19 protein-coding genes are annotated in these 25,471 nt (G+C 55.5%); 13 read left to right on the forward strand and 6 right to left on the reverse strand.

What is annotated here, in order from left to right:
* Window positions 1-5 precede the first annotated feature (5 nt).
* The 4 genes from QWJ20_RS03185 to QWJ20_RS03200 all read left to right on the forward strand — a co-directional run bounded on the left by QWJ20_RS03185 (window position 6) and on the right by QWJ20_RS03200 (window position 5,453).
* A complete protein-coding gene (locus QWJ20_RS03185; protein ID WP_433991828.1) occupies window positions 6-1,517 on the forward strand; it encodes an ABC transporter substrate-binding protein in 1,512 nt (503 codons plus the stop codon).
* Between the two features lie 37 nt (window positions 1,518-1,554).
* The gene (locus QWJ20_RS03190; protein WP_433991829.1) at window positions 1,555-3,333 is read left to right on the forward strand and encodes an ABC transporter permease subunit; all 1,779 of its coding nucleotides are present in this window, start codon (window positions 1,555-1,557) and stop codon (window positions 3,331-3,333) included.
* A 308-nt stretch (window positions 3,334-3,641) separates the two neighbouring features.
* A complete protein-coding gene (locus QWJ20_RS03195; RefSeq protein ID WP_119889462.1) occupies window positions 3,642-5,102 on the forward strand; it encodes an AMP nucleosidase in 1,461 nt (486 codons plus the stop codon).
* A gap of 111 nt (window positions 5,103-5,213) precedes the next feature.
* Window positions 5,214-5,453, forward strand: coding sequence for a hypothetical protein (locus QWJ20_RS03200; RefSeq protein ID WP_127157699.1), 240 nt, complete (start codon window positions 5,214-5,216; stop codon window positions 5,451-5,453).
* 62 nt (window positions 5,454-5,515) lie between these two features.
* On the opposite strand, the gene proP is transcribed toward QWJ20_RS03200, so the two are convergent.
* Together proP and QWJ20_RS03210 are read right to left on the reverse strand one after the other, a co-directional pair.
* Complete coding sequence (gene proP / locus QWJ20_RS03205) at window positions 5,516-7,018, reverse strand: glycine betaine/L-proline transporter ProP (protein WP_095699026.1); 1,503 nt, start codon at window positions 7,016-7,018, stop codon at window positions 5,516-5,518.
* 274 nt (window positions 7,019-7,292) lie between these two features.
* Window positions 7,293-8,285, reverse strand: a complete 993-nt coding sequence (locus tag QWJ20_RS03210; protein WP_433991830.1) for a helix-turn-helix domain-containing protein — start codon at window positions 8,283-8,285, stop codon at window positions 7,293-7,295.
* Between the two features lie 66 nt (window positions 8,286-8,351).
* On the opposite strand from QWJ20_RS03210, the gene QWJ20_RS03215 reads away from it, so the two are divergent.
* Window positions 8,352-9,338, forward strand: coding sequence for a methyltransferase domain-containing protein (locus tag QWJ20_RS03215; protein WP_433991831.1), 987 nt, complete (start codon window positions 8,352-8,354; stop codon window positions 9,336-9,338).
* A 109-nt stretch (window positions 9,339-9,447) separates the two neighbouring features.
* Here the strand turns inward: QWJ20_RS03215 and ygjG are convergent, their stop codons facing one another.
* The 3 genes from ygjG to QWJ20_RS03230 form a co-directional block, all read right to left on the reverse strand.
* Window positions 9,448-10,854: a putrescine aminotransferase gene (gene ygjG / locus QWJ20_RS03220; RefSeq protein ID WP_433991832.1), complete on the reverse strand. Its 1,407-nt coding sequence runs from the start codon at window positions 10,852-10,854 to the stop codon at window positions 9,448-9,450.
* Between the two features lie 327 nt (window positions 10,855-11,181).
* Window positions 11,182-12,606 (reverse strand): aminobutyraldehyde dehydrogenase, encoded by a 1,425-nt coding sequence (gene patD, locus QWJ20_RS03225; RefSeq protein ID WP_433991833.1) that lies wholly within the window; start codon window positions 12,604-12,606, stop codon window positions 11,182-11,184.
* 119 nt (window positions 12,607-12,725) lie between these two features.
* Window positions 12,726-12,896 (reverse strand): hypothetical protein, encoded by a 171-nt coding sequence (locus QWJ20_RS03230; protein WP_174877523.1) that lies wholly within the window; start codon window positions 12,894-12,896, stop codon window positions 12,726-12,728.
* Between the two features lie 258 nt (window positions 12,897-13,154).
* Here QWJ20_RS03230 and QWJ20_RS03235 point away from each other — a divergent pair, with 258 nt between their 5' ends.
* The 4 genes from QWJ20_RS03235 to QWJ20_RS03250 all read left to right on the forward strand — a co-directional run bounded on the left by QWJ20_RS03235 (window position 13,155) and on the right by QWJ20_RS03250 (window position 18,390).
* Window positions 13,155-13,664: an RNA polymerase sigma factor gene (locus QWJ20_RS03235; RefSeq protein WP_095699021.1), complete on the forward strand. Its 510-nt coding sequence runs from the start codon at window positions 13,155-13,157 to the stop codon at window positions 13,662-13,664.
* Between the two features lie 99 nt (window positions 13,665-13,763).
* The gene (locus tag QWJ20_RS03240) at window positions 13,764-14,717 is read left to right on the forward strand and encodes a FecR family protein (RefSeq protein ID WP_433991834.1); all 954 of its coding nucleotides are present in this window, start codon (window positions 13,764-13,766) and stop codon (window positions 14,715-14,717) included.
* 259 nt (window positions 14,718-14,976) lie between these two features.
* Window positions 14,977-17,655: a TonB-dependent hemoglobin/transferrin/lactoferrin family receptor gene (locus QWJ20_RS03245; protein WP_433991835.1), complete on the forward strand. Its 2,679-nt coding sequence runs from the start codon at window positions 14,977-14,979 to the stop codon at window positions 17,653-17,655.
* Between the two features lie 117 nt (window positions 17,656-17,772).
* Window positions 17,773-18,390, forward strand: a complete 618-nt coding sequence (locus tag QWJ20_RS03250; protein ID WP_095699018.1) for a heme acquisition protein HasA — start codon at window positions 17,773-17,775, stop codon at window positions 18,388-18,390.
* Between the two features lie 81 nt (window positions 18,391-18,471).
* On the opposite strand, the gene QWJ20_RS03255 is transcribed toward QWJ20_RS03250, so the two are convergent.
* On the reverse strand, window positions 18,472-18,600 hold the full coding sequence (locus QWJ20_RS03255; protein WP_433991836.1) for a hypothetical protein: 129 nt from the start codon (window positions 18,598-18,600) through the stop codon (window positions 18,472-18,474).
* Here QWJ20_RS03255 and QWJ20_RS03260 point away from each other — a divergent pair.
* The 4 genes from QWJ20_RS03260 to QWJ20_RS03275 all read left to right on the forward strand — a co-directional run bounded on the left by QWJ20_RS03260 (window position 18,599) and on the right by QWJ20_RS03275 (window position 25,454).
* Entirely contained in the window at window positions 18,599-20,458 is a 1,860-nt protein-coding gene (locus QWJ20_RS03260) for a type I secretion system permease/ATPase (RefSeq protein ID WP_433991837.1), read from the forward strand. The genes QWJ20_RS03255 and QWJ20_RS03260 overlap by 2 nt on opposite strands.
* 64 nt (window positions 20,459-20,522) lie before the next feature.
* Window positions 20,523-21,881, forward strand: coding sequence for an HlyD family type I secretion periplasmic adaptor subunit (locus tag QWJ20_RS03265; RefSeq protein ID WP_433991838.1), 1,359 nt, complete (start codon window positions 20,523-20,525; stop codon window positions 21,879-21,881).
* Window positions 21,882-21,883: 2 nt separating this feature from the next.
* Window positions 21,884-23,239 (forward strand): TolC family outer membrane protein, encoded by a 1,356-nt coding sequence (locus tag QWJ20_RS03270; RefSeq protein WP_433991839.1) that lies wholly within the window; start codon window positions 21,884-21,886, stop codon window positions 23,237-23,239.
* An 874-nt stretch (window positions 23,240-24,113) separates the two neighbouring features.
* Window positions 24,114-25,454 carry an anaerobic C4-dicarboxylate transporter gene (locus QWJ20_RS03275; RefSeq protein ID WP_039516117.1) on the forward strand — a complete coding sequence of 447 codons (1,341 nt, stop codon included), beginning with the start codon at window positions 24,114-24,116 and terminating at the stop codon, window positions 25,452-25,454.
* Window positions 25,455-25,471 lie beyond the last annotated feature (17 nt).

Genomic DNA, 25,471 nt, shown 5'->3' on the forward strand with positions numbered 1-25,471 from the left:
GATTGATGAATATGCGTAATCGCCTGTGGCCCGTTTCTGGCTTGCTATCAGCCACGCTGCTGCTTTCAGGCTGCTTCAACGAGCCGGAGGAAAATCACACCTCGCATCATGACGGTCGAATCAAACTGGCGATGCTTCAGCCGCCGCGCTCCGGCCTGACGCCGCTGAGCGATGATGCCTTTAAGCTGTCGCGTTGGAGCACGGCAGAAACGCTGGTGGTACTCGACAAACTCGGCGAAGCCCAACCTGCGCTAGCGACAAAATGGCAGCAGATCGATGATAAATCCTGGCGTTTTGAACTACGCCCGAACGTCCATTTTCACGATAACACCGCCTTAAACGCCGCCACGGTAGTGAATGCGCTCACCGTGGCCTCCACCGCCGCCCCCAAACCGCGCATTCTGGACGGCGTGCAGTTAACGGTAAAAGCTGATGGCGATAACGCCGTCGTTGTCTCCACCGCTAAACCGGATCCGCTGTTGCCACAGCGTTTATCCAGCCCACAGTTGGCGATTCTCTCCACCGCGGCATACGGTAAAAATGGCGTCGTCAATCCGATCAACACCGGAAGTGGCCCGTTCGTTCTGCGTACTGTCACCGGCACCAGCAGCGCGGTATTGGATCGATTCGACGGTTATTGGGGTGAGAAAGCACAGGCCAGCGGTATCGACGTCAGCTTTGTCTCCGACGGCGCGGCGCGTGCAGCGGCATTACGTACCGGCACGGCTGATATTGTCGAAGCCATTCCGGTTTCTCAGGCACCGTTGCTGGATCAATCGCTGGTGCATGAAGTTCCGATGCCGCGCACCAATACGCTATATCTGAATACACGCCATGGCGTGATGCAAGATCCTGCGATGCGTGCTGCCGTGCGCGATGCGATCAATCGCCAACAGCTGGTGGATAACGTGTATGAGAAACGTGCCGATATCGCGCAGGGTCTGTTAGGTCCCGCGCTGCCGTGGGCCGCGCAACTGCGTCAGCCAGTAGCCAACCCGGTCAAAGCCGGTACGCCTGCGGGTGCCACCATTACGCTGGCCACCTTCAGCGATCGCGCCGAACTGCCTGAAGTGGCGGTCTATCTGGCACAACAGCTCACTGCCGCTGGATTTACGGTAAAGCAGGTGGTGCGTGAATACTCACAGATCGAGTCCGACGCGCTGGCAGGCAAGTTTGACGCCTTTATCTTATCGCGCGCGACGGTGCTGGATTCCGGCGATCCGGTCGCTTATCTATACAGCGACTTCGCCTGCGAAGGGTCATTCAATATCGCCCAACTGTGCCGCCCGGAAATCGATCAGGCGCTGCAAAAAGCTGCTGCGATTCCTGCTGGTGAAGCACGCCGTCAGGCCATCATGCAGGCAGAAAACCTGATCCTTGCCAGCGATGCCGCGATCCCAATGCTGCATGAGCGTGTGATTCAAGGTGAAAGCGCACAGGTAAAAGACGCGCTGCGCGACCCGCGTGAACGCACGCTGATTAACGCCGCCACGCATATTGTTACCAGCGCCAAGTAACGGATAGCGCACCCGCAACCAGAAAGATGACGAGTTTATGAGCGAATCGCTGTATTGCCGCACCTGTGCGACCATCAACCAGACGCAACGCCCGCGATACGGCGTGCTGATCCCGCTGTTTTCGCGGCTGCTGACGCTGGCGGGCATTGTGGTGCTGATTGGTATGTTGCCGTGGTTATCCGGTCAGGATCCGGCGCTGGCGCTGCTACGCGCCCGTTCCGGCGAGCAGGAAGCGACGACGGAAACGCTAAACGCGATTCGTCACTCTCTTGGGCTGGATCAAGGCCCGCTGCAATTGCTGTTGAACTGGCTGACTGGCCTGTTGCACGGCGATGCAGGTAATTCCTGGGTTTCTGGCCGACCGGTTCTTCCGGGGATGCTGCAAGCGGCGGGCGTCTCGCTCACGCTGATGGCCTCCTCAGCGCTGGTGGCCTTCACGCTGGCTGCCGTGCTGTGTGCTCCTACCTTTCGGCAGGGGTTGCGCGGTCAGATTCATCGTTCAGGCGGTTTGTTCGCCGCCTTGTTTACCGCGCTGCCCGAATTCCTGCTGGCGTCGTTTCTGCTGATTGTCGGTGCCGTCTGGCTACAGTGGTTCCCACCCTATGGCTGGCTGGGCCTGCACTACGCGGTGCTGCCGTCGCTGGCGCTCGGTATTCCGGCAGGCGGCTACCTTGGCCGGATTATTGCCGATGCGCTCTCCGCTACCTTCAGCGAAAACTGGCTCACTACCTGGAGCGTAGCGGGCGTGAGCCGTCGTCATATCGCGCTGGCCGTGCTGAAACGCACGTTACCCAGCGTGATGCCGCTAGTCGGGCTGGTGCTGGTCTCGCTAACCGGCGGTGCCATCGCCGTCGAAAAAGTGTTCGCGATTCCCGGTCTGGGACGTGCAACGCTGGGGGCGGCGGCCGCGCAGGATCTGCCCGCCTTGCAGATCGGCGTGCTGATTCTCTTACTCATCGCCTCGCTGGCTGGCATCGCCGCCAGCGGCGTACGACTGCTGATTCTCGGACGCGCGCTGCGGAGCGGCGCGATGCCCGTGCCGGAAGAGCGCGGTAGCCCCGCGTCTCGTCATGCCATCTGGTTGCCGATTATCTGCGTGCTGCTGCTGGCGCTTCTGTTGCTGGCTGGTCTGCCGCGCGATCCCTATACTTCTGCCTTTCTGCGCCTGCAACCGCCGTCGTTCCTGCTGCCTTTTGGCGCGGATGCGATGGGGCGTGATGTGCTGGCACGCGTCGCACACGGTACGTTAAATACCTGTCTGCTGGCGCTGGCGGTGTCGCTGGCCTGTCTGGCGATTGGCCTGTTGGTTGGGCTCTTTCCGCGCCTGCTCACAGGCCCGATTGAAGTGACTAACGCCCTGCCACCAGTCATTGCCGGGCTGCTGGTCGCTGCGGTCAATGGCCCGACGGCAACGGGCGCGGCGATTGCCGTGATTGCCGTCAGTTGGGCACCGCTCGCGGCCCACACGGCGGCGCTGGTCGCCGAAATCAATGCGCGCCCTTATATTCGGATGCTGCCAATTCTCGGCGTCGGCCCGATACGGCGCAGCCTGTTCTATATTCTGCCCGCGCTGATTGGCCCGCTTTTCCGTCACGCCATGCTGAAGCTGCCTGGCATCGCGCTTGCGCTGGCCTCACTCGGCTTTTTAGGTCTGGGCGCGTCACCGCCGACGCCGGAATGGGGACGCGTGCTGTCGGAAGGGATGCCGTATATCGAACGCGCCTTCTGGGGCGTGCTGGCACCGGCGGCTGCACTCGGCGTGCTGTCGATACTCGCGGTGAGCGCAGCGAACCTCTCCGGTCGCCACAAGCACTAATCTATCGTGCTATCGCAGAATACCGTCTAAGCGCCCGCTTCTCTCCACGTTTACAGCTCCGCCAGATTTCACGATGGCGGGGCTGTGCATCTTCAGTTACGCTGTGAGCTAACCTCTGCCGAAGTACAGGATATGATGAGGCACAGAATATGGATATACCCTAAATAATTCGAGTTTCAGGAAGGCGGCAAGGGAAGGCATCCCGATGAGCTTACTCAGGTAAGTGATTCGGGTGACTGAACGTAGCCAACGCACATGCAACTTGAAGTATGACGGGTATGGTGTAGAGCGTGATTAAAGGAGAGAGTATGCATAACAGCGGATCCCACGTCAGTCTTACCGTCACTCAGACTCTGGATAAACTGGAAGCGCTGTATGATGAGGCCGTCTCAGCACTGCGCGACGCCATTGGGGACTTCATCAATGATGGCACGCTGCCTGATGCCAACGCACGCGCGGCGGGGCTATTTGCCTACCCTGCCCTGCGCGTTAGCTGGAGTGGCAATTCGACCGGCCATCCACGCCATCGCGCCTATGGGCGTTTTACCCACCCCGGCAGCTACTCCACCACCGTTACCCGCCCGGCATTTCTGCGCGCTTATCTGGCTGAACAGCTGGCGCTGCTGGAAGGGGATTATGACGTCACTATCGAGGTTAGCCCGTCACAGCAGGAAATCCCGTTCCCTTACGTACTCGACGGTTCCGACCTGATTCTTGACCGTTCGATGAGTGCCGGTATCGCCAAGCATTTCCCTACGACAGAGCTGTCGCAGATTGGGGACGAGACGGCTGATGGACTGTTTCACGCCACCACCACATCGCCGCTGTCGCACTTCGACGCGCTGCGTACCGATTTCTCGCTGGCACGCCTTCGTCACTACACCGGCACGCCGGTAGAACATATTCAGCCGTTCATCCTCTTCACCAACTACACGCGCTATGTCGATGAGTTTGTACGCTGGGCCTGTGCGCAGATTGCCGACCCCGATAGCCCGTATGAGGCGCTGTCCTGCGCAGGCGGTATTTACATCACCGCGGATACACCTAACCCCGAACAGACAGTGTCCGATCTGGCCTGGAAGAACCACCAGATGCCCGCCTATCATCTGATTCCTCGTCAGGGGAAAGGGATTACGATGGTCAACATTGGCGTCGGGCCATCCAACGCCAAAACCATCTGCGATCACCTCGCAGTGATGCGTCCGCATGCCTGGCTGATGATCGGCCACTGCGGCGGCCTGCGCGAAAGCCAGTCCATCGGTGATTATGTGCTGGCGCATGCTTACCTGCGTGACGATCACGTACTGGACGCCGTACTGCCGCCGGATATCCCGATTCCCAGCATCGCCGAGGTGCAGCGCGCGCTGTATGACGCCACCAAGATGGTCAGCGGTATGCCGGGGGAAGAAGTTAAGCAGCGCCTGCGTACCGGCACGGTTGTCACCACCGATGACCGTAACTGGGAATTACGCTATGCGGCCTCTGCCCTGCGCTTTAACCTCAGTCGCGCAGTGGCGGTGGATATGGAAAGTGCAACGATTGCTGCACAGGGTTACCGCTTCCGTGTCCCTTACGGCACGCTGCTGTGCGTCTCGGATAAGCCGTTGCACGGTGAAATCAAGCTGCCGGGACAGGCGAACCGTTTCTATGAAGGGGCGATTTCGGAGCATTTGCAGATTGGCATCTGCGCTATCGATCTGCTGCGGGCGGAAAGCGACAAGCTGCACTCGCGTAAGCTGCGCACCTTTAACGAGCCGCCGTTCCGTTAGTTAATCGAATGACGTTGTTCAGACAGCCGACCCTATTCGGGCGGTCGGCTGCTCTGGCGCGATTAAATACGTTATGTTATAACAAAACAAACTCCATAGCGGATAAGCCCGATGAAAAAAGGTCTGTCAGTTCTGTTTCTTTCCCTCGTCGCGACACAAGCCTCGGCGTTTCAGGCCAAAATAGCTCAGTCTACTGAGACTGGATTGCGCAATATCGACGAGGCTAAGCGCACCTTTTCTGGCTTTACGCCAATGGGGCTGGAAACCATTCACCCCGGCCAGTGCGATGCGACCTCCGTTAACGGCTGTGGTTGCCCATTTTGCACCCAGCTGCGGCTCATTGGTCGCTAGGTTGTCGGCGGCATAGCAAAAGCGCCACATTCGTGGCGCTTTTCTAACACAGGAAGCTGAGACTAATTAATCTCAGGATGCTGTTCGGTCAGCCGTTTTCTTTTCTTCTCCAGTTCGGCAATTTGCTCATCAATCTCTTCTATTTTCTGCTCAATATTGTCGTACTGTTCCTGCAACAGCTCTTTGGCTTCCGTCCGATCCGATGCCGCGGGCGTTGCGCCTTTCAGCGGCTGGTTAGCGGTTTCACGCATCGACATCCCGGTAATCAAGCCGATCAGCCCAATCACCATCAGGTAGTACGCCGGCATATACAAGTTACCGGTAGACTCCACCAGCCACGCCGCCGCCGTTGGCGTAAAACCCGCAATCAGCACGGAAACGTTAAATGACGTCGCCAGTGCGCTATAACGAATGTGCGTGGGGAACAGAGCTGGAAGCGTTGAAGCCATCACGCCAGTGAAAGAGTTCAGCAGTACGGCCAGCATCAGTAATCCGCAGAAAATTAGCCCAATCACATCGCTGTTAATCAAGATGAAGCTGGGCACCGACAGCAGCAGCAGCCCAATACTGCCGCAAATAATAAACGGCTTGCGCCCATAGCGGTCGCTCATCAGCCCCATAACCGGCTGCACAAACAGCATCCCGATCATGACGGCGATAATAATCATCACCCCATGATCTTCCGAGTAATTCAGGCTGTGTGAAAGGTAGCTCGGCATATAGGTCAACAGCATGTAATAGGTGACATTGGTGGTAATCACCATCCCAATACACACCAGCAGACCTCTCCATTGCTTAGTCACAATTTCACGCAGAGAAATCTTCGGTGGAGATTGGATGCTGTCTTTTGATTCTTTATCAATCTTGTCAACGTGCTGTTGGAATGTCGGCGTTTCCTCCAGCGCATGGCGCAAATAAATCCCGATTAATCCGAGCGGTGCAGCAATAAAGAACGGAATACGCCATCCCCATTCCAGAAAACTCTCTTCTCCCACGATGGAAGAAATTAACACCACGACGCCTGCCCCCATTACGAACCCGGCAATAGAGCCGAAATCCAGCCAGCTCCCTAAAAAGCCGCGTCGTCTGTCCGGGGAATATTCGGCAACGAAAATCGCCGCGCCGGTATATTCTCCCCCGACGGAGAATCCCTGCGCCAGTTTCGCCAACAGCAGTAATATCGGTGCCCAAATACCAATCGATTCATAGGACGGAATCAAGCCGATACAGAATGTACTCACCGACATGATAATAATGGTGATCGACAGGACTTTCTGGCGACCAAATTTATCTCCCATCGCACCAAAGAATATCCCGCCAAGTGGCCGAACCAAAAAGGGAACCGAGAACGTTGCCAGCGCGGCAATCATTTGTACACCGGGATCGGCACCGGGGAAAAAGACCTGTCCGAGCGCATACGCCACAAAGCCATATACGCCAAAATCAAACCATTCCATCGCATTACCCAATGCGGCAGCGGTAATGGCTTTTTTGAGTCTGGCATTATCAATAATGGTAATGTCCTGAATCTTCATCGGTTCGATTTTTTTCTTTTTTAATCTCATCCTTTTTTCCTTTGCTTAAAAAGCGACCATTTATTAAAAATACAACGCTCACTTTCATGCACAGGGAACCACCCGACTGCGCGCTGAAAAATGAACAACTTATTGGTCGCAATATTCATTACACGTTGATACTGCTGGATGAAGTATAGAAGAATTTGGACAAAAGCTCGGATTCAGGAACCGCATGCCGAAATAACGCACGGGAATATAATCAAAGGAAAATAATGGTAAATAGTTATGACAAAATCATCACATTAATGTCAGTAGGGTATTTTTACTTACGCGAAGTAATCATTTTCGGGTTGCGTTTAAAATAGCGTGTAAATGCCAGACTGAAATTAGCAGGGTGTCGATAGCCAACTTGCCAGGCAGTCTGCGCCACCTGAAATCCCTGTTCCAGTAGCTGATGCGCTCGTTCCATCCGCATCCGCAATAGCATCTGACCCGGCGTGGTCGTAAAACAGCGATGAAACCCGAGTTTAAGTCTGGATTTCCCCATTCCAGCCTGAGCCGCAATGCAGGCCAGCGTCAGCGGTTCGGCCAAATGCTCACGCATCCAGCAACATACCTGCTCCAATTGCTGCCGTTCCTGTGGGTGAATACCGCCGCGTCTTTCTTCCGGTTGCAGGACGTGACGATACTGCGCCAGCAGGCTTAAGGCATGGATATGGCGATTTAGCGGATCGGCGTCAGCACACAGCGCATTGACGTGAACCTGACTGGCCGCAGAGACGGGCGTAAATGCGCGCTGCTGTACCCCAGCATCGTTGAACAACTGCTCCGCACCGTCCGCGCCAAAATAGCGCGTCGCCGCCGTTTTCCCCATCAGCAGCCGTAGCTGATCGACCTGCTGCTGCGCCTGATAATGACGCTCGCCCACGCTGGCACCAAACGTCGTAATCGTGACATGCTGCTGGCGAAACCAGATCGATGAACCGCCGCAATCGTAATAAACAGACTCCCCTGTCAGCGCAAACGTCATAACCAGCATCGGCTGCGAGTGCGGGTTCTGCGTTTCCTCCACCAAGGCACGACGCGGGCGATATTGCGAACGAGCCAGCGACAGATCGGTATCAATACAGCTGAAATCCGACCAGCATTCGCCAATGCCGTCCGGCAGTATTCGACGCGAATCAGTGCGATTCACCTCACTCATCCGGCACCGATCGCCCGATGATAACCCTTCTCGCACCTGCTGCTGTTTTTGCGCCATCTTCCCCCCGCCGTTTCGCATATGAAAAACGCCGTCTCGCATAGCAATGAACATAATAACGATTCTCATTTATAGATAGCATATTCCCTATCGACTGACCATCAATGGGAAAAACCACTTATGAATCCATTAGAGACGTTATGGCAGCTTGCCGCCAGCAGCGTGAAGGCGGACGCCTTATATCTGGCGCTGGAACAGCAGATTTTCGACAGGCTAGAAGAGGCCACCACACCGCAACAGCTGGCGGAAGCGCTGGGCTGGCAACCGGAGAAAACCGGGTTTCTGCTTGAACTGCTGTGGAGCATGCAGCTATTAACGCGCCATCACGAAGGCTATCGCACCGCTCCGGCCTGCGCCGCCGTGCTCTGTCGCAGCAGTTCACGTTTTCTGGGCGACGCCTGGCGTTTTCGCCTCACCAGCCTGCGCCAGTTTGGTCAGGGACTCGGTGGCGGTATGTGTCAGCCGCTGCTGACGCAGTTGAGCGAGTTGCCACGCGATGCGGCGTGGGCCAACGCTGCGGAACAGCAGATCGCACAGGAGCAGCGGGCAATAACGGCCGACCGTGCCGAGCAGTTAATCGCCAGCCTGCCGGATTTCTCGCAAATCAGACACGTTCTCGATCTGGGCGGCGGCCCCGGCTGGGTGGCGATTACGCTGGCGCTGCGTCACGCTCAGATCTCCGGCACGGTGTATGATCTGCCGCAAACCGCCGCCGTGGCACAACGCAATATCGATGCTGCCGGATTATCTGCACGTCTGTCGGCGCAAAGCGGCGCATTGCCCAGCGAGAAATACGATCTGATCTGGAGTTCCTCTTTCCTGCATTTTGTCGAGGACATCCCCACCATGCTGACCACGCTCCACGATACGCTGGCACCGGAGGGCACGCTGGTTCTGGCACAGGCGGAGATTGCCGAAGCGCCGGAGGATGCCGCACCGGTTCTGCCGTTCTATCTGCCGATGCAAATGAGTGGACGCCACGTCACACGAGAGGGTCAACTGACGCAGTGGCTACTGGCTGCCGGCTTTAGCTCTGTCGAAACTCGTCGCCATCAGGCATTTCCCATGGCTCCGCTGAATGTGCTGATCGCCCGTAAAGGCCATTGAGCCATGTCGAAAAATCGTGTCGGGAACCGGATAAAAAAAGCCAGTCAATAAGGGCTGACTGGCTTTCAGAGTGAACCTAATAGGGTGCTGCGTGTTTCCGTCTCGTTTTTCACTCTACCGCATATTCCTTCATTTTATTTTCGTCAGGCATGGTGCCATTGAGTTTCTTGAGCACTTCCTTCGCTTCTTTCAACACTCGGGCACATTGCTCGCGCGTGATGGTAAGCGGTGGCTCAATCCTGACCGATTTGGCATTATTCAAGGTGCCCGCAACCAGAACATTACGTTGAAACAGCTCTTTCGCGAAGGCATAGCCGATCTCGTTTTTCCTGAACTCGATAGCCTGTAACAGCCCCATTCCTCGCGCTTCGATAATCAATTGAGGATACTCGGCCGCCAGTTGCCGTAAGCCCTGCAATAAATATTCCCCCTGTATGGTCGCCTGTTCCGGCAGATTCTTCGTCAGCAATTCATTGACCGTCGCCAACGCCGCCGCACAGGCCAGCGGATTGCCGCCAAACGTGGTGGTATGCAGGAACGGGTTTTCAAACAGCACGGAAAATACCTCTTCCGTTGCCACCGTTGCGCCAATCGGCATCACGCCGCCGCCCAGCGCCTTCGCCAGACACAGAATGTCAGGCTGCACGCCATAATGCTCACAGGCGAACATCTTGCCCGTGCGGCCCATGCCGGTTTGCACCTCATCCAGAATCAGCAATGCCCCAACCTCATCGCATAACGCTCTGACCGCAGGCAAGTAATTTTCCGGTGGCACAATCACGCCGCCTTCTCCCTGAATAGGTTCAAGGATGATGGCAGCCACGTCATCGCCGGTCTTCTGGCACTGCTCAACCTGCTTGCGCATGGCGCTGATGTCACCAAAAGCAACATGATGGAAGCCGGGTAACAGCGGCATGAAAGGACGACGAAATGCGGGTTTGGCGGTGGCGGAAAGTGCGCCCAGCGATTTCCCGTGGAAAGCGCCTGTCGCGGCGATAAAGGTATATTTACCGCGCGGTGACTGGTAGGCCTTCGCCAGCTTTAAAGCCGCCTCAACCGATTCCGTTCCGCTATTGCAGAAGAAACTGTATTTCAGATCGCCCGGCGTCAGCGCCGCCAGCGTTTTTGCCAGTAATCCCCGCAGCGGGTCGAGCAGTTCCTGACTGTGCAGCGGTTGTCTGGCGAGCTGGCGCTCAACGGCAGCAATGACGTTAGGGTTACGATGCCCAACGTTAAAAATGCCGTAACCGCCGAGGCAGTCCAGATATTCATTCCCTTGGGTATCAATCAGCGTATTCGGGCCGCTGGCGCGCCATTCGACTGCGCCGTAATCGCCGCCGGTGGTGACAGATTTTCGGTACTCCAGAAAACCTGGGTTGACGTATTCACGAAAACAACTCAAAACTTCTCGATTCAGTGCCGTCATGTCATCGTGGGATAGCGTGTCACTATGAATCCAATGCAGCGCCTGCTGAGTACACTCTAGCGGGTTAAGGTGGGCGTTTGATCTGGACAAAATGCGCTCCTTGAAAACGGACATCACGCGATGCCACTTTAATTAATGCACATAACACGCCAGTCGCCCGCCCCAAATCAGAATAAAATACAAAAACGCGATCTAATCCAAAAATTCAGCAGGTAATTTGAACTAAATACGAAGAGATGAAATTAATAACCAACAAGAATGGCAAATGCCAGTATGAAGAAAATCAAAGTAACGTGTGATGCCCTGCTTTTGCCCAGCGTGCCCTTTTTTGGGGCACGCCGGGGCTGGACAAACGCGCTATGTCATTACCTGCTTCTCGTGCAGGACAAACAGAATCCCCAAGCAGGCAGAAGATCCTCAGTGCCGGATCATGATATGGCGCACGATGGTGTAATCCTCCAGACCGTACATCGACATATCCTTGCCGTAGCCGGATAGCTTCTGCCCGCCGTGTGGCATTTCACTCACCAGCATGAAGTGGGTGTTCACCCAGGTACAACCGTATTGAAGGCATGCGGCCAGACGGTGTGCCCGCCCGATATCGCGCGTCCAGACCGACGAGGCCAGCCCGTAATGCGAGGCATTCGCCCAGCCAATCACCTGCGCCTCATCGTCAAATGGCGTGATGGAGATAACCGGCCCAAACACCTCTTTCTGGACGATTTCGTCTTCCTGTTTTGCCCCCGCCAGCACCGTAGGCTGGAAGTAGAATCCCTGCCCTTTTACCCGCTCACCACCGGTCACCACCGTAATGTGCGGTAACGCTTTGGCGCGTTCGACAAAGCCAATCACGCGCTCCAGCTGCGGCTCGGTAATCAATGGCCCCAGTTCGGTGGTTTCATCGTGTGGATCGCCCATTTTCAGCGTCGCCACCGCTTTTCCTAATGCGTCTACGACCTCATCGTAAATCGCACGTTGGACATACAGCCGACAGGCAGCGGTACAATCCTGCCCCGCATTGTAAAAACCGAAACTGCGGATCCCATCAACCACCTGATCGATATCAGCATCGTCGAAGACAATCACCGGTGCTTTGCCACCCAGCTCCATATGCGTCCGTTTTACGCTCGCGGCGGTATGCGACAGAATATGCGCGCCAGTCGCAATCGAACCAGTCAACGACACCATGTTCACTTTCTCATGTCCCGTCAGCGCATCGCCGATATCCGCCCCACGCCCGAACACAATATTCACCACGCCAGCAGGCAGTATCTCGGCCAGCAGGTGTGCCAGATAGAATGTGGTCAGTGGGGTTTGCTCCGCCGGCTTCAGCACCACGCAGTTTCCCGCCGCCAGCGCCGGTGCCAGCTTCCACGACGCCATCATCAGCGGGTAATTCCACGGTGCGATGGACGCCACCACGCCAACCGGATCGCGCCGGATCATTGAGGTGTGCCCTTCAAGATACTCTCCCGCCGCCGAACCGCTCAGGCAGCGTGCCGCGCCGGCAAAAAAGCGAAACACATCAGCGACCGCAGGCACTTCATCATTCAGCGCCGCATGGTAGGGCTTACCGCAGTTCAGCGATTCAAGCTCGGCAAACGTCTCAGCGTTTTCCTCGATGGCATCGGCAATCTGTAGCAGCAGCGTCGCGCGCGTTTTCGGCGTGGTCTGGCCCCAGTGTGCAAAAGCGGACTCCGCGGCCAGAACGGCTGCATCAACCTGGTGCAGATCGGCCTGCGCAATGGCGGCAATTTGCTCTCCTGTGGCAGGATTAAATACCGCTAACGCCTCGCCTTTCCCCGCGACCAGCTTGCCTTCTATGAGTAATTTATCGTGCATACATTTTCCTTACAGAGAGAAAACCATCTTGTTTTTCATCACTATCTGCAAAATGTCTGTGCAAAAAACCTGCCACGTTGCGCTACCTGTCGCTCCGTTCTGCGGTCAGCGCCATTACACTAGGGCGCGTTGCCCGACCCTTTCTGCGTCTGCGTGGCAGCCTGTCTGGCTTCTTCCGCCAGCGCTTCAATCTCTTCTTCCGTCAACTGCTCTGATGCCTCATGCACCTTTGCCAGCCCTTCGCTGACCGTCACGGCTTTAGGATCCTGCTCTGAGTCCTTCGTAGTCATCTCTGTATCTCCTGATTAAATAATAAGCCAGCAAAGATAAGTGTAGTCGATGGCGAGAATCCGCCAATCTGAAGAAGATTTAACTCTGCTTTCCGGTTCGTCATATGTGATAATAATTATCAATTACATTAAATTTATTATTCAGGGCCTTACCCCGTCGACATCAACGGACAGGATCGCTATGGAGAGCGCCGTGGCAAGGGAAAGGGGTTCTGTTGCCGCAGAGTCGGCGGGAAGGTCACCTGACGGGACGTTGGCATGTCAGAGTCTGAACTCAGAATGCTGTTCAACCACTATGCAGAACGGTTGGAACGCTATCTCAATCATAAACTGCGCGACCCTCAGGCAGCGGCAGATCTGGTGCAAGAGAGTTTTTTACGGTTGGCGCAACGGCTGGAACAGCAAGATGATGTAGACGACAAGAAGGCGTATCTCTATAAAACAGCAAATAATTTGCTGCTTGATCATGTGCGCCACCAGCAGCGCTGGCAGATGGCGACGTCCGTTGACGACGTGGAGACGACGCTGGAATACCTGCCGGATGCCGCACCCCAGCTCGATCAAACGGCCATCGCCCAGCAGGAGCTGGAACGTCTGGCAAACGTACTGGCGACGCTGCCTGAACGCACGCAGCTGATATTTCATCTGCACCGGTTTGAGCACATGACGCAGGCGCAAATTGCTCAGCAGTTGGAGATTTCCCTCAGCACTGTTGAGAAGCATCTTGCCATGACGCTGAGTGCAATGATGACGATCCGCGCCTCGTGAAACGCGTCGCCCATCGTGAAATAATCACAAATTATTTACGGGTTTATTGCCGCCAGACGTCTACGTATTTAGAGACCCTACACACTCCAGGCCTACAACATGAACGATTATCCCCCTGAAATCCAACAGCAGGCAGCACGATGGGCCATCCGTTTGGCCGAAGCGCCGCTGGACGATGAACAGGAACTGACATTCCAACACTGGCTGGCACAGGATCCGCGCCATTGTCACGCGTTGGAACAGGCAGGGAGGCTCTGGCACGGGCTCGGCTCACTCAGCGCCGAGCAAAAACAGGTGCTGCAACCACGGCCGCCAGCAACCTTTCTCATCAGGCGTGTTAATCGCGCAACACAGTGGAAAATCGCCGCCTTGCTGCTACTGGGTTTCAGTCTCGGTGCGACGTGGATTTCTGACGGCATACTCATGCTGCGCTCGGATTATCATGCAGCGCATCAGGTCAAACACGTTACGTTGCCGGACGGCAGTGAAGTCGATATGGATGCGGGCAGCGCCATTTCACTCGCCTACACGCCGCAAGAACGGCGCGTCACGCTGCTGCAAGGTTCCGCCTGGTTCACTGTCGCACCGACAACTACACAGGAAAAACGCCCTTTCCTGGTTGATGCCGCATCGGGCACCACACAGGCGCTGGGTACGCAGTTCATCGTGCAGAATTCACCACAGACCACGACCGTCGGCGTGGTGGAACACAGCGTTCAGGTAACGGCAAACGGGCAAACGCTGCGGCTTGATGAGCAACAGGCGGCACGTTATACCGAACAAGGGATGACTCGCCTCCCCGGCTGGAATAGCCGCGAGCGCGGCGACTGGCGACGCGGCCTGCTGATCTTCGATCAACAACCGCTGGCTATCGTGATCGCACGTATCAATCAGTATCGATCGGGGACGATCGTTATCCCTACATCAGCACTGCGCCAACGTCAGGTTAGCGGCATTTTTTCGCTGAACGAACTGGATGGCGCGCTGCAAACCATTGCCACCGAACTGGGTGCCAAAACGGTTTCACTCCCCGGCATCACGGTTCTGTACTAATCCTTTCCCCTCCAGTCTTCCCCACTCCTGCCACGCCGCTTAGGCGTGGTAATCGCACATAAATTCCCTTTACATTCACAAGGCCGCAACGCGCCGGAGAAAAAAATTTAAATATTTTTTTACGGGTTCTGTCATCTCAGCCGTCTTCATATTTAGGTAATGATTTTTATTATCATTTTCATTAAGAAAAATAGGACTAATTATCCCTTTGTTTATTAATGCTTATTGGTGATTTAACAGATGGCAGACCAGGCGAAAAATGTTTAAAAGAACACAACAGCAAAACAACCGCTTGTTACAACGTAGTCCACTTTCTCTTGCCGTCGGCATCGCACTGTCGTTGTCTGGCTCGCTCCACTATGCGCAAGCAGAAACGCAGGCCACCAGCGTTCAGGAGGCGGCTCGTCAAAGCGCCGCCTTTTCCATCGGCGCGCAGCCGTTGAGCAGCGCGTTGCTGCGTTTCGCCGAACAGGCGGGGTTACAGGTCTTTTTTGCCGACGTCAAACTGGAAAATATGCAGGTCGTTGCGCTTCAAGGGCGCTTCACGCCAGAACAAGGGCTGCGCAGGCTAATCGGCACTAATCCGGTTGATTTCCAGATTGGCAGCAATGGCGTCATTACCCTGCGCCCTCGTTCAGTCAATGTCGATACGGCAAAAATAGACGACGTGATGACAGTTCGCGCATTTACCGTCGCCAATCCCGGCGACTGGATCTACGAACAGCCGCGCGCGATCAGCGTTATTTCACGCGAGCAGATGGATAACCGCCCTTCCCGCCATGCCGCCGATCTGCTGGAGCAATCCGCTGGCGTTTACTCCAGCGTCAGCCAGCAGGACCCGTCGCTGTCGGTCAACATTCGCGGCATACAGGATTTCGGTCGCGTGAATATGAACATCGACGGTGTGCGGCAGAATTTTCAAAAAACCGGCTACGGCCAGCGCAACGGACAGATGTATATCGATTCGGAGCTGCTCTCCGGCGCAACGATTGAAAAAGGCGCGACAAACGTGATGGGCAGCGCGGGTACGTTGGGCGGCGTCGCTACATTTAACACCGTCAGCGCTCAAGACTTTCTCGCTCCGGGTAAAGAGCTGGGCGGAAAACTGCACGCCAGCACGGGCGACAACGGAACGCATTTTATCGGCAGCGGCGTGCTCGCGTTGGGTAACGAAACTGGCGACATTCTGGTCGGTGCCAGCGAGCGTCATTTGGGCGACTACTGGCCGGGTAATGATGGCAACCTCGGTAATATCCGTATCCCCGGCAATTCAAATAATTACGAAGAATGGGCCAATAACTTAAAGCATCAAAAAGTGGCCAACGCAGCTTACACCATGCGCTCGCGGCTGGCGAAAGTCGGCTGGAATCTGCCAGCTAATCAGCGCTTCCAGCTCAGCTATATGCAAACGCAAACCTCTTCTGAAAATGCCGGGACGTTGTCCAACCTTTCCAATACCGAACTGGGTTGGAAGGCTAGCGGGCACAGCGAAATTATGGCGCGCAGTACCGCGCTGGATTACAGCCTGAAACCGGACAACCAGCGCTGGCTGGATTTTAAGGCCAAGATTTATTACGCCGATACCAATAACGACACCGACAACTACGCTACCTCTAATAACAGCGCCTATCACGAGAGCACGCGACTGCGCACCTACGGAGCGCAAGCGCAGAATACCTCGACGCTGTGGCAGCAAGGCGCGCACGATCTGAAAGCCGATTACGGGCTGGACTTCTATTACGACAAGATCACCACAGACAGCAGCAATAACACAGCCAGTAACGCGACCCCGGAAGGGAACCGTGCGATGGCCAGCCTGTTCGCGAATCTGAATTACGCGTACGACGAGTGGGTAACGCTTCAAGGTGGCCTGCGTTACGATCGCTACCGGTTACGCGGCACCACCAGCATCAGCTATCGGGAAATCCCCTATACCGTTACGGACCCCTGCACTGAACGGTCGATCGCGCTCTGCTCGCCGTTCGTGACTACCACGCAGGATTGGAATGTCGATGACGAGCACGGCAAACTATCCCCCACGCTGTTTGCTGGTGTCCGCCCCGGCGTTGAATGGCTACAGCTGTACACCAGCTATGGTCTATCCTGGCGTCCGCCGTCAGTCAGCGAAACCTTTGCTAACGGCAGCTACAGCGCGGGCAATTATTACCTGTATCCGAACCCCAATCTCAAGCCGGAGCGTTCCCGTGCCTGGGAGATCGGATTCAATATTCAGCAGCCCGACCTGCTCGTCGACGGCGACAGGCTGGTCACCAAGGTGTCCTATTTCGACACCAAGATAAATAACTACATCAGCCTGAACGGTGCCCGCACCAAACCCGGCTATAACGGCGATTCCCTCAGCAACTCTGTGTTCCAGAACAATCTGGCGAAGAGCCGCTTCCGCGGTATGGAATACCAGCTTAATTACGACGCGGGCTTTCTGTATGTCGATGCCACCTACACCCACATGATCGGCAATAACGATTTCTGTGCGCCAATGGCCTGGATGGGTGGCGTCACGACCGTCGGCGGCACCAGAAGAAACTACTACTCCACACCTGTCGATACCACGGCCAGTGATTTCACTTGCCAAAAAACGCTGTTACTCAGCAACGCCGCCTATCTGCCGGGCGACCGTGGTTCCGTCACGCTGGGGACGCGCGTCTTCGACCGCAAGCTGGATATGGGCGTCACGATGCGTTTTGCTCCCGGCTATCAGGACGCTGCCGCGCCAGCCAACTCCGCCTATTTAGCCGACTGGCCCAAGTATGAAGTTTACGATCTGTACGCCAGCTATCGTCTGACTGACAGCCTGACGGTACGTGGTTCCGTCGAGAATATCGCTAACCGTACTTACATCGTGAGCTATGGCGAATCACTGGGTTACACGCCAAGCCGGGGAAGAACGGTGCAGGCTGGCGTGGAGTACCGATTCTAATTTCTCTGTTTCTCCACGCGGGAGACAGGAAAACAAAGGGGATGGGATGGCTCATCCTCTTTCACGACAGACACGGATAACCGTGCCTGTAGATCGCTAGTTAATGAGGAATCTATCATGAGTTTTGCAATTACCTACGATGCCTACTATGCCAATTACAGCATTGCCAGCTACCTGACTGAATGGTCTGCAGCATTTGGCGACGTTAATCATACCGCGGGTAATACACAAGTCGGTGGCAATAATACCGGGGGCTTTTACGGCGGCGACACCTTTATAGACGGTACTCAGTATGCGATCACGAGTGCGCAGAACGACTTTTCTGCACTTATTGCAGGCGGCGATCTGAACTATAGCCTCTTCACCCCTCCTGCCCACACGCTGTACGGCGATCTGGACACTCTGTCCTTCGGGAACGTTCTGCAAGGCGGCACCACCGCAGGCACCACGTACTCTCTTGCTGAGCCAGAAGTGACCTTCAGCGGGCTGGGTCTCTCCACGGACGTTGCCAACCAGAATGTTGACGATCGCGGCGTGGTACATGACGTGATTTATGGCCTGATGAGCGGACAGGTTCAGCCACTGCTGACTGCGCTGAGCAATGCGGGTATCGATATTAATGCGAGCCTGGATAGCCTGAGCTTCGCCACGGCGACCGCCGATGCTGCGCTTTCTGCTGATACCGTGGTTGACGTCGTTGGCGTCGCAGAAACGGCCGATCTGCTGGCGGCATAAGAAAACGGCTAAAAGATGACGCTTTTAGCCGTTTGAGTGAACACCGTCGCGGTACGGAGAGAACATCTGAACCGCGACGGTCTAGTGAGTGTAATAACCGTTGGCAAACCGCGTCAATAGCGGTACGGCTAACCGCTTTTCCCCCTCTTCCACCTTGTGGGTACACCACGATGGAACGATGGCGACTTCATTGAAGAAGGAACATCCCATGTCCGCATCCCATCCGGCGTCATCAGGCCGGGAGATTATTGACGCGCTGGCCGCCTACCGTCAGGGATTTTGGGGAATTGGCCTGTTCAGCGCCGTCATCAACCTGCTGATGCTGGCACCGGCGATTTATATGCTCCAGGTTTATGACCGCGTACTGCCTTCCAGCAGCACCATGACGCTGGCGATGCTGACGATCATTATGCTGGGTCTGTTTTTACTGATGGGATTACTGGAATGGATACGCAGCGCCGTGGTGATCCGCCTCGGTACGCAGATGGATATGCGACTGAATCAGCGTATCTACAATGCCGCGTTTGAAAGCAATCTCAAGAACGGCACGGCAGGAGCCGGACAAGCCTTAAACGATCTGACCGCCCTGCGCCAGTTCGCCACCGGGAATGCGCTATTCGCCTTCTTTGATGCGCCGTGGTTTCCGGTTTATCTTCTGGTGATCTTCTTACTTCATCCCTGGCTGGGCGTGATGGCGCTGGCGGGGGCGATCATACTGATTGTGCTAGCCTGGCTGAATCAAAAACTCACGCGCGAACCCTTGGCCTTAGCCGCACAAAACACCGTTCAGGCAACGCAGCAGGCTAACTCCAACCTGCGTAACGCTGATGCCATTGAAGCGATGGGGATGCTGCCCGCCATGCGTGAACGCTGGCTGACGCAGCATAACGCGTTTCTCTATTATCAGAACGTTGCCAGCGAAAAAAGCGCCAACATTACCTCGCTGACGAAAAGCACCCGACTGGCGCTCCAGTCGCTGATGCTGGGGCTGGGCGCGTTGCTGGCTGTTAACGGCGATATCACGCCCGGCATGATGATTGCCGGCTCCATTTTGGTGAGCCGCGTACTCAGCCCAATCGATCAGATCATTGGCGTCTGGAAACAGTGGATGCAGGCGCGTCTCGCCTGGCAGCGTGTCAATATCTTGCTCGACAACCATCCGGCGCGCCCTGCTGGCATGGCGTTGCCCGCCCCCGAGGGTAAACTTCAGGTGGAACAGCTCAGCGCCAACGCACCCAACACGCGCACGCCCATACTCGCCAATATCACGTTTGAACTGGCGCCCGGCGATGTGCTCGGCGTTTTAGGCCCATCGGGCTCCGGTAAATCCACCCTCGCCCGCCTGCTGGTTGCCGCCATGCCCGCTCTTGGTGGCAAAGTCAGGCTGGACGGCGCAGACATGCACCAGTGGGACAAAGGTGATTTAGGCCGCTTCGTCGGCTATCTGCCGCAGGATGTCCAGCTTTTCAGCGGGACGATTGCCGAAAACATCGCTCGTTTCACTCAGCCGGATGCAGAAAAGATCGTTGCCGCTGCCATCACGGCAGGCGTTCACGAGATGATTCTGCGGCTGCCGCAGGGCTACGATACGCCACTCGGTGAAGGTGGTGCCGGGCTGTCCGGCGGTCAAAAGCAGCGTGTCGCCCTTGCCAGAGCCATTTACAACCAGCCGCGCCTGATTGTGATGGATGAACCGAATGCCAGTCTGGATGACGACGGCGAAAAAGCCTTATTGGCCGCGATTGCCGCCCAGCAGGAAGCCCAAAGTACGCAGATACTGATCACGCATAAGCCTGCTCTGCTGTCCTGTGCCAACAAACTGTTAGTCCTGCGCGCCGGACAGATCCAGTATTTCGGCGCAACCGAGCAGGTGTTAAAAGAACTACAGCGCGCTAAGCCCGCGAATGCTTCTATGACCAAACCGATGACGAACCCCGCCAGCGCCAAACCCGCGCCGGTTAAAACAGCCGACGCCGCAAATGCCTTTACTCCAAAAGAACCCGGTTCATCCGGGCTGAGTATGGTGTACAGCGCGCCAACGCCGCGCCGCGCCGCACCGGATAAATGAGGCTCAGCGCATTGATAACGCACGCCTGCCGTCAGAACAGCATCATGGAAAGAAGAGGATAACCATGTCCGCGTTACGCAAAGTCACATCACAGCCGACAACTCCCCTCCATCCGGTAGCGGATAACGTCGCGGCGATGCCGTTACACACCGACGCTGGACGCTATTTGAAGTACGGTCTCTGGCTGGTGCTTATCGGCTTTGGAGGCCTGCTGCTGTGGGCCGGCATGGCACCGTTGGATAAAGGGGTCGGCGTATCCGGTCGGGTCATCGTCGCAGATAACCGCAAAGCGGTGCAGCCCGTCAGTAGCGGACGCATCGCCTCGCTCACCGTGCGGGACGGTGACCATGTGCAGGCTGGGCAAGTCCTTGCCACGCTGGATCAAACGCCCGCTCAGGCACAGCGCGACAATCTCGTTACGCAGCTTCAGGAAGCGCACGCAGGCGAAGCGCGTCTACTGGCGGAACGCGACGATCTGAATACGATCGCCTTCCCTGCCCCCACCGAGCAACACAGCACCGTCACGCAACAAATTCAGATTGCCCAACAGCAGCTCTTCATCAGCCGTCGTGCTGCCCTGCAACAGGAACGCGCCGCGATACAGGCCGCCATCATCGGGGCAAAGGCGCAGTCGCAGGGTTCACAGGCGCTGCTGGCCAGCAGCCAAACGCAATTCCAGATTATCAGCGAGCAGCTGAGCGGGCTGCGCCCGCTGGCGCAGGAAGGCTATATCGCCCGTAACCGTCTGCTGGACGTCGAGCGGCAAGCCGCCCAACTGGCTGGCGCGATCGCGCAGGAGCGGAATAATCAGGTGCAGCTCCAGCAACAGGTTGTCGAGCTGGAGCAAAAGATTCAGCAGCGCCAGAACGAATACCAGAAAGAGGTACGCGCCCAGCTCGCCGATACCCAGCGTTCCATTCAGGATCTCACCCAGCGGCTGAAAACGGCGGAGTATGAACTTCAGCACACGCACATTCGCGCTCCTGCCAGCGGCACGGTGGTCGGGCTGGCGCTGCACACCGAAGGCGGCGTGGTGAATAGCGGGCAGATGTTGATGGAGATTGTTCCCGAGGGGCAACCGTTATTGATTGACGCACAGCTGCCAATCGAACTGGTGGACAGAGTCAGCAACGGGCTGCCGGTCGAGCTGCTGTTTTCTGCCTTCAACCAAAGCACCACGCCGCGTATTTCCGGCGTTGTCGCGCTGATCGGTGCCGACCAGCTCGTCGAGCAGCAGACCGGAAAACCCTATTACGCACTGCGTATCCACGTCGATGAACAGGGTAAGCAGCAGCTCGCCGGGCTGGACGTGCGTCCCGGCATGCCGGTTCAAGCCTTTATTCGTACCGGTGAGCGCTCCCTGCTCAACTACCTGTTCAAACCGCTTTCCGACCGCCTGCATCTGGCGCTGACCGAGGAGTAATCATGCTGCGCCTTTCATCCGTTTATCGCGCGGCGATCCGCTCCCGTTATGCCGTCCCGCTTGTTCTCACGCTGCTCTACAGCGCACCGAGTCAGGCATTGGGATTAATGGAAGCCTGGCAGCAGGCGCTGACGCACGACCCAGCCTTTCAGGCCGCCGTGCATGCACGTAATGCAGACAGCGAAGAGAAGAACATCGGGCGCGCTGGGCTGCTGCCAAAAGTCACCTATGACTACAGCCAGTCCCGTAACGATTCGACGGTGACGGCGGGTGGGCAACAGTCGGAGCGGGATTACACCAGCCGTGCGTCCAGCTTTTCTCTGCAACAGCCTCTAATCGACTACGCGGCGTGGTCGCGCTATCAACAGGGTGAAGCCAGCGCCGTGCTGGCCGACGAACAGCTGCGCGATGCCAGCCAGCAGCTATTGGTACGTCTGTTTCAGGCTTATACCAACGTGCTATTTAGCCGCGAGCAGATTGCGCTGGTTCAGGCACAGCAGCGCGCTTATCGCGAGCAATATCAGTTGAATCAACGCCTCTTCCAGCAGGGGGAAGGCACCCGCACCGATATGCTGGAAACCGAAGCGCGCGTCAATCTGACCGAGGCACAGCTCATCGAAGCGCAGGACAATCTGGATATCAGCCTGAGTGAACTGGAAACGCTGTTGGGGATGCCCGTTGGCGTGGATCAGCTTGCGGCACTAACGCCGCACTTCACGCCGCAGCCGCTCCAGCCTGCAGGCTATCAGCACTGGCAATCGCTGGCGCTGCGCCACAACGCACAGCTATTAGCGCTAAACCAGTCGCTGGCCGTGGCGAAATACGGTATTGAGCGTAACCGCGCGGGTCACCTGCCGCAGGTTACGCTGGTTGCCAGCACGCGCAATACGCAGTCAGATACCGAAAACAGCTACAACCAGAAATACGATACGCGGTCGATTGGTATCCGCGTCAGCGTACCGATTTTTGCCGGCGGCGGCGTCTCTGCCGCAACGCGTCAGGCAAAAGAGCGCTATCAGCAAACCGCGCGGGAAAAGGACGAACAGACGGCGACAATCCAGACGGAACTGCGTCGTCAGTTTAATCTGGTCACCAGCAGTCAGGCGAAAATCCGTGCCTATGAGTTGACGGAAAAGTCGGCGCTGGCGCTGGTCACCGCTACACAGAAGAGCGTTCAGGGCGGAGAACGCGTGAACCTTGACGTGCTGAATGCCGAACAGCAGCTCTATGGCGCACGACGCGATCTGACCGAAGCGCGTTATACTTGGCTGACGGCTTGGCTACAGCTGCGTTACTACGCCGGTACACTGGACGAGCAGACGCTGCGGCAGTTAGCGACCTATTTCGTGCATACCTAGCAGCATAAGTTCGGAAAGCGATATAGAGATATAGAGATAAAGCGAATGTGGCTGGTATTCGGCCACGTTCAGCTTAGGAAGGAAAATAAGCCGAATCCAGATATTCTAAAATATTTATAAAAAAACCATATTAATAACCAATAACACTATAAAGAGTCTCCCTCTTCGCATTCAATGTAAAAATAGCAGAAAGCCAGTCAGCTATATTCCTGATGTGAACAGCGATGTCGCAGCAGCCACTTTTATTTCTCGACAATTCAATAGTGGCCTGATGTTGACTTAGTAATTTAAAAGGGATTCATTTTATCATTTTTAAAGTAATCATTTAAAAACAACACAATATGCAAAAGTACCTCATTGGAGGTATCCAAAGTGACATTAAGGTAGGATTTTTTATGGCAATCATTAACGAAAATAAAAAATAGAACAACATTGAACACAACAAAATAAGAACGAAAATTTAATCACTTTTAAAAATCCCCACCCAATCATTAACAACCTCACCAACTGGCGCTCAACCCAACCATTAATAAATTAAAATCACACTTAAATAACTAAATAAACCAGAAAGACGCAATTATTGCGAGCGAGATCTTTTATTTTCAGTAAATAGCGCAAAGGTAAAAATTAATAGATTTAGATCAAGAAAATAAATAACAACCCGTCCATATAGTACCCGCAGTAAAAACTCACTTATTTTAATTCTAACTAATCAGTTCATCTTATTACCCTAAATAATTCGAGTTGCGTGAAGGCGGCAACTGAGCGAATCCTCAGGAGCTTACTCAGGTAAGTGACTGAGGTGAGTAAAGGCAGCTAACGCACAAGCAGATTGAAGTATGACGGGTATATTGAGCAATGTAATGGGGCTACTATGGACTTCATCATTCAATTAGTCATTGTCTTGATCTGCCTTTTTTACGGGGCAAGAAAAGGCGGGATCGCGCTGGGTTTATTAGGCGGGATTGGACTTGTTATTCTGGTCTTTATTTTTAAACTACAACCGGGTAAACCGCCCGTTGACGTTATGCTGGTCATCATTGCTGTGGTGGCCGCATCGGCAACGCTTCAGGCATCGGGCGGGCTGGATGTAATGCTGCAAATCGCAGAGCGTATGCTGCGGCGTAACCCGAAATACGTGTCGATTATCGCGCCGTTCGTCACCTGTATTCTGACCATCCTCTGTGGTACAGGCCACGTGGTGTATACCATTCTGCCGATTATTTATGATGTCGCCATCAAGAATAATATCCGTCCTGAAAGACCAATGGCCGCCAGTTCGATCGGCGCTCAAATGGGGATTATCGCCAGCCCGGTCTCTGTTGCGGTGGTGTCGCTGGTTGCCATGCTGGCTAATTTCACCTTCCAGGGTAAGCATCTGGGCTTCCTCGATCTGCTGTCGATTACTATTCCCTCTACCCTGCTGGGTATTCTGGCGATTGGGATTTTCAGCTGGTTCCGCGGCAAGGATCTGGACAAAGATGAAGACTTTCAGACATTCATCGCCGATCCAGAAAACAAACAGTATGTGTATGGCGATACCGCCACGCTGCTAGACAGAAAACTGCCGCGCAGTAACTGGATCGCCATGTGGATCTTTCTGGCAACCATCGCGGCGGTGGCGATTCTGGGTGCCGTTGAAGAACTGCGTCCGGTCTTTGCTGGTAAACCGCTGTCGATGGTGCTGGTCATTCAGATGTTTATGCTGCTGTCTGGCGCCATCATCATTATCGCGACCAAAACCAATCCGTCTTCAATCTCGAAGAATGAAGTGTTCCGTTCAGGGATGATTGCCATCGTCGCGGTATACGGTATCGCCTGGATGGCGGAAACCATGTTCGGCGCGCATCTGGAGGAGATCAAAGGCACGCTCGGTTCACTGGTGAAAGTCTACCCTTGGGCTTACGCCATTATCCTGCTGATTGTGTCCAAGTTCGTGAACTCGCAGGCGGCGGCGCTGGCGGCGATTGTGCCCGTTGCGCTGGCAATCGGGGTGGATCCCGCATATATCGTGGCGTCTGCACCAGCCTGTTATGGTTACTACATTCTGCCGACCTACCCAAGCGATCTGGCGGCTATCCAGTTTGACCGTTCCGGCACCACCAAAATCGGCCGGTTCGTTATCAACCACAGCTTTATTCTGCCGGGCCTGATCGGTGTGAGCACATCCTGCGTCTTTGGGTGGGTGTTCGCCGCGATGTACGGCTTCCTGTAATTCGGTTCTCTGTACCT

The sequence above is a fragment of the Pectobacterium sp. S5 genome (assembly GCF_051707265.1).
GTDB lineage: Bacteria > Pseudomonadota > Gammaproteobacteria > Enterobacterales > Enterobacteriaceae > Pectobacterium > Pectobacterium polare.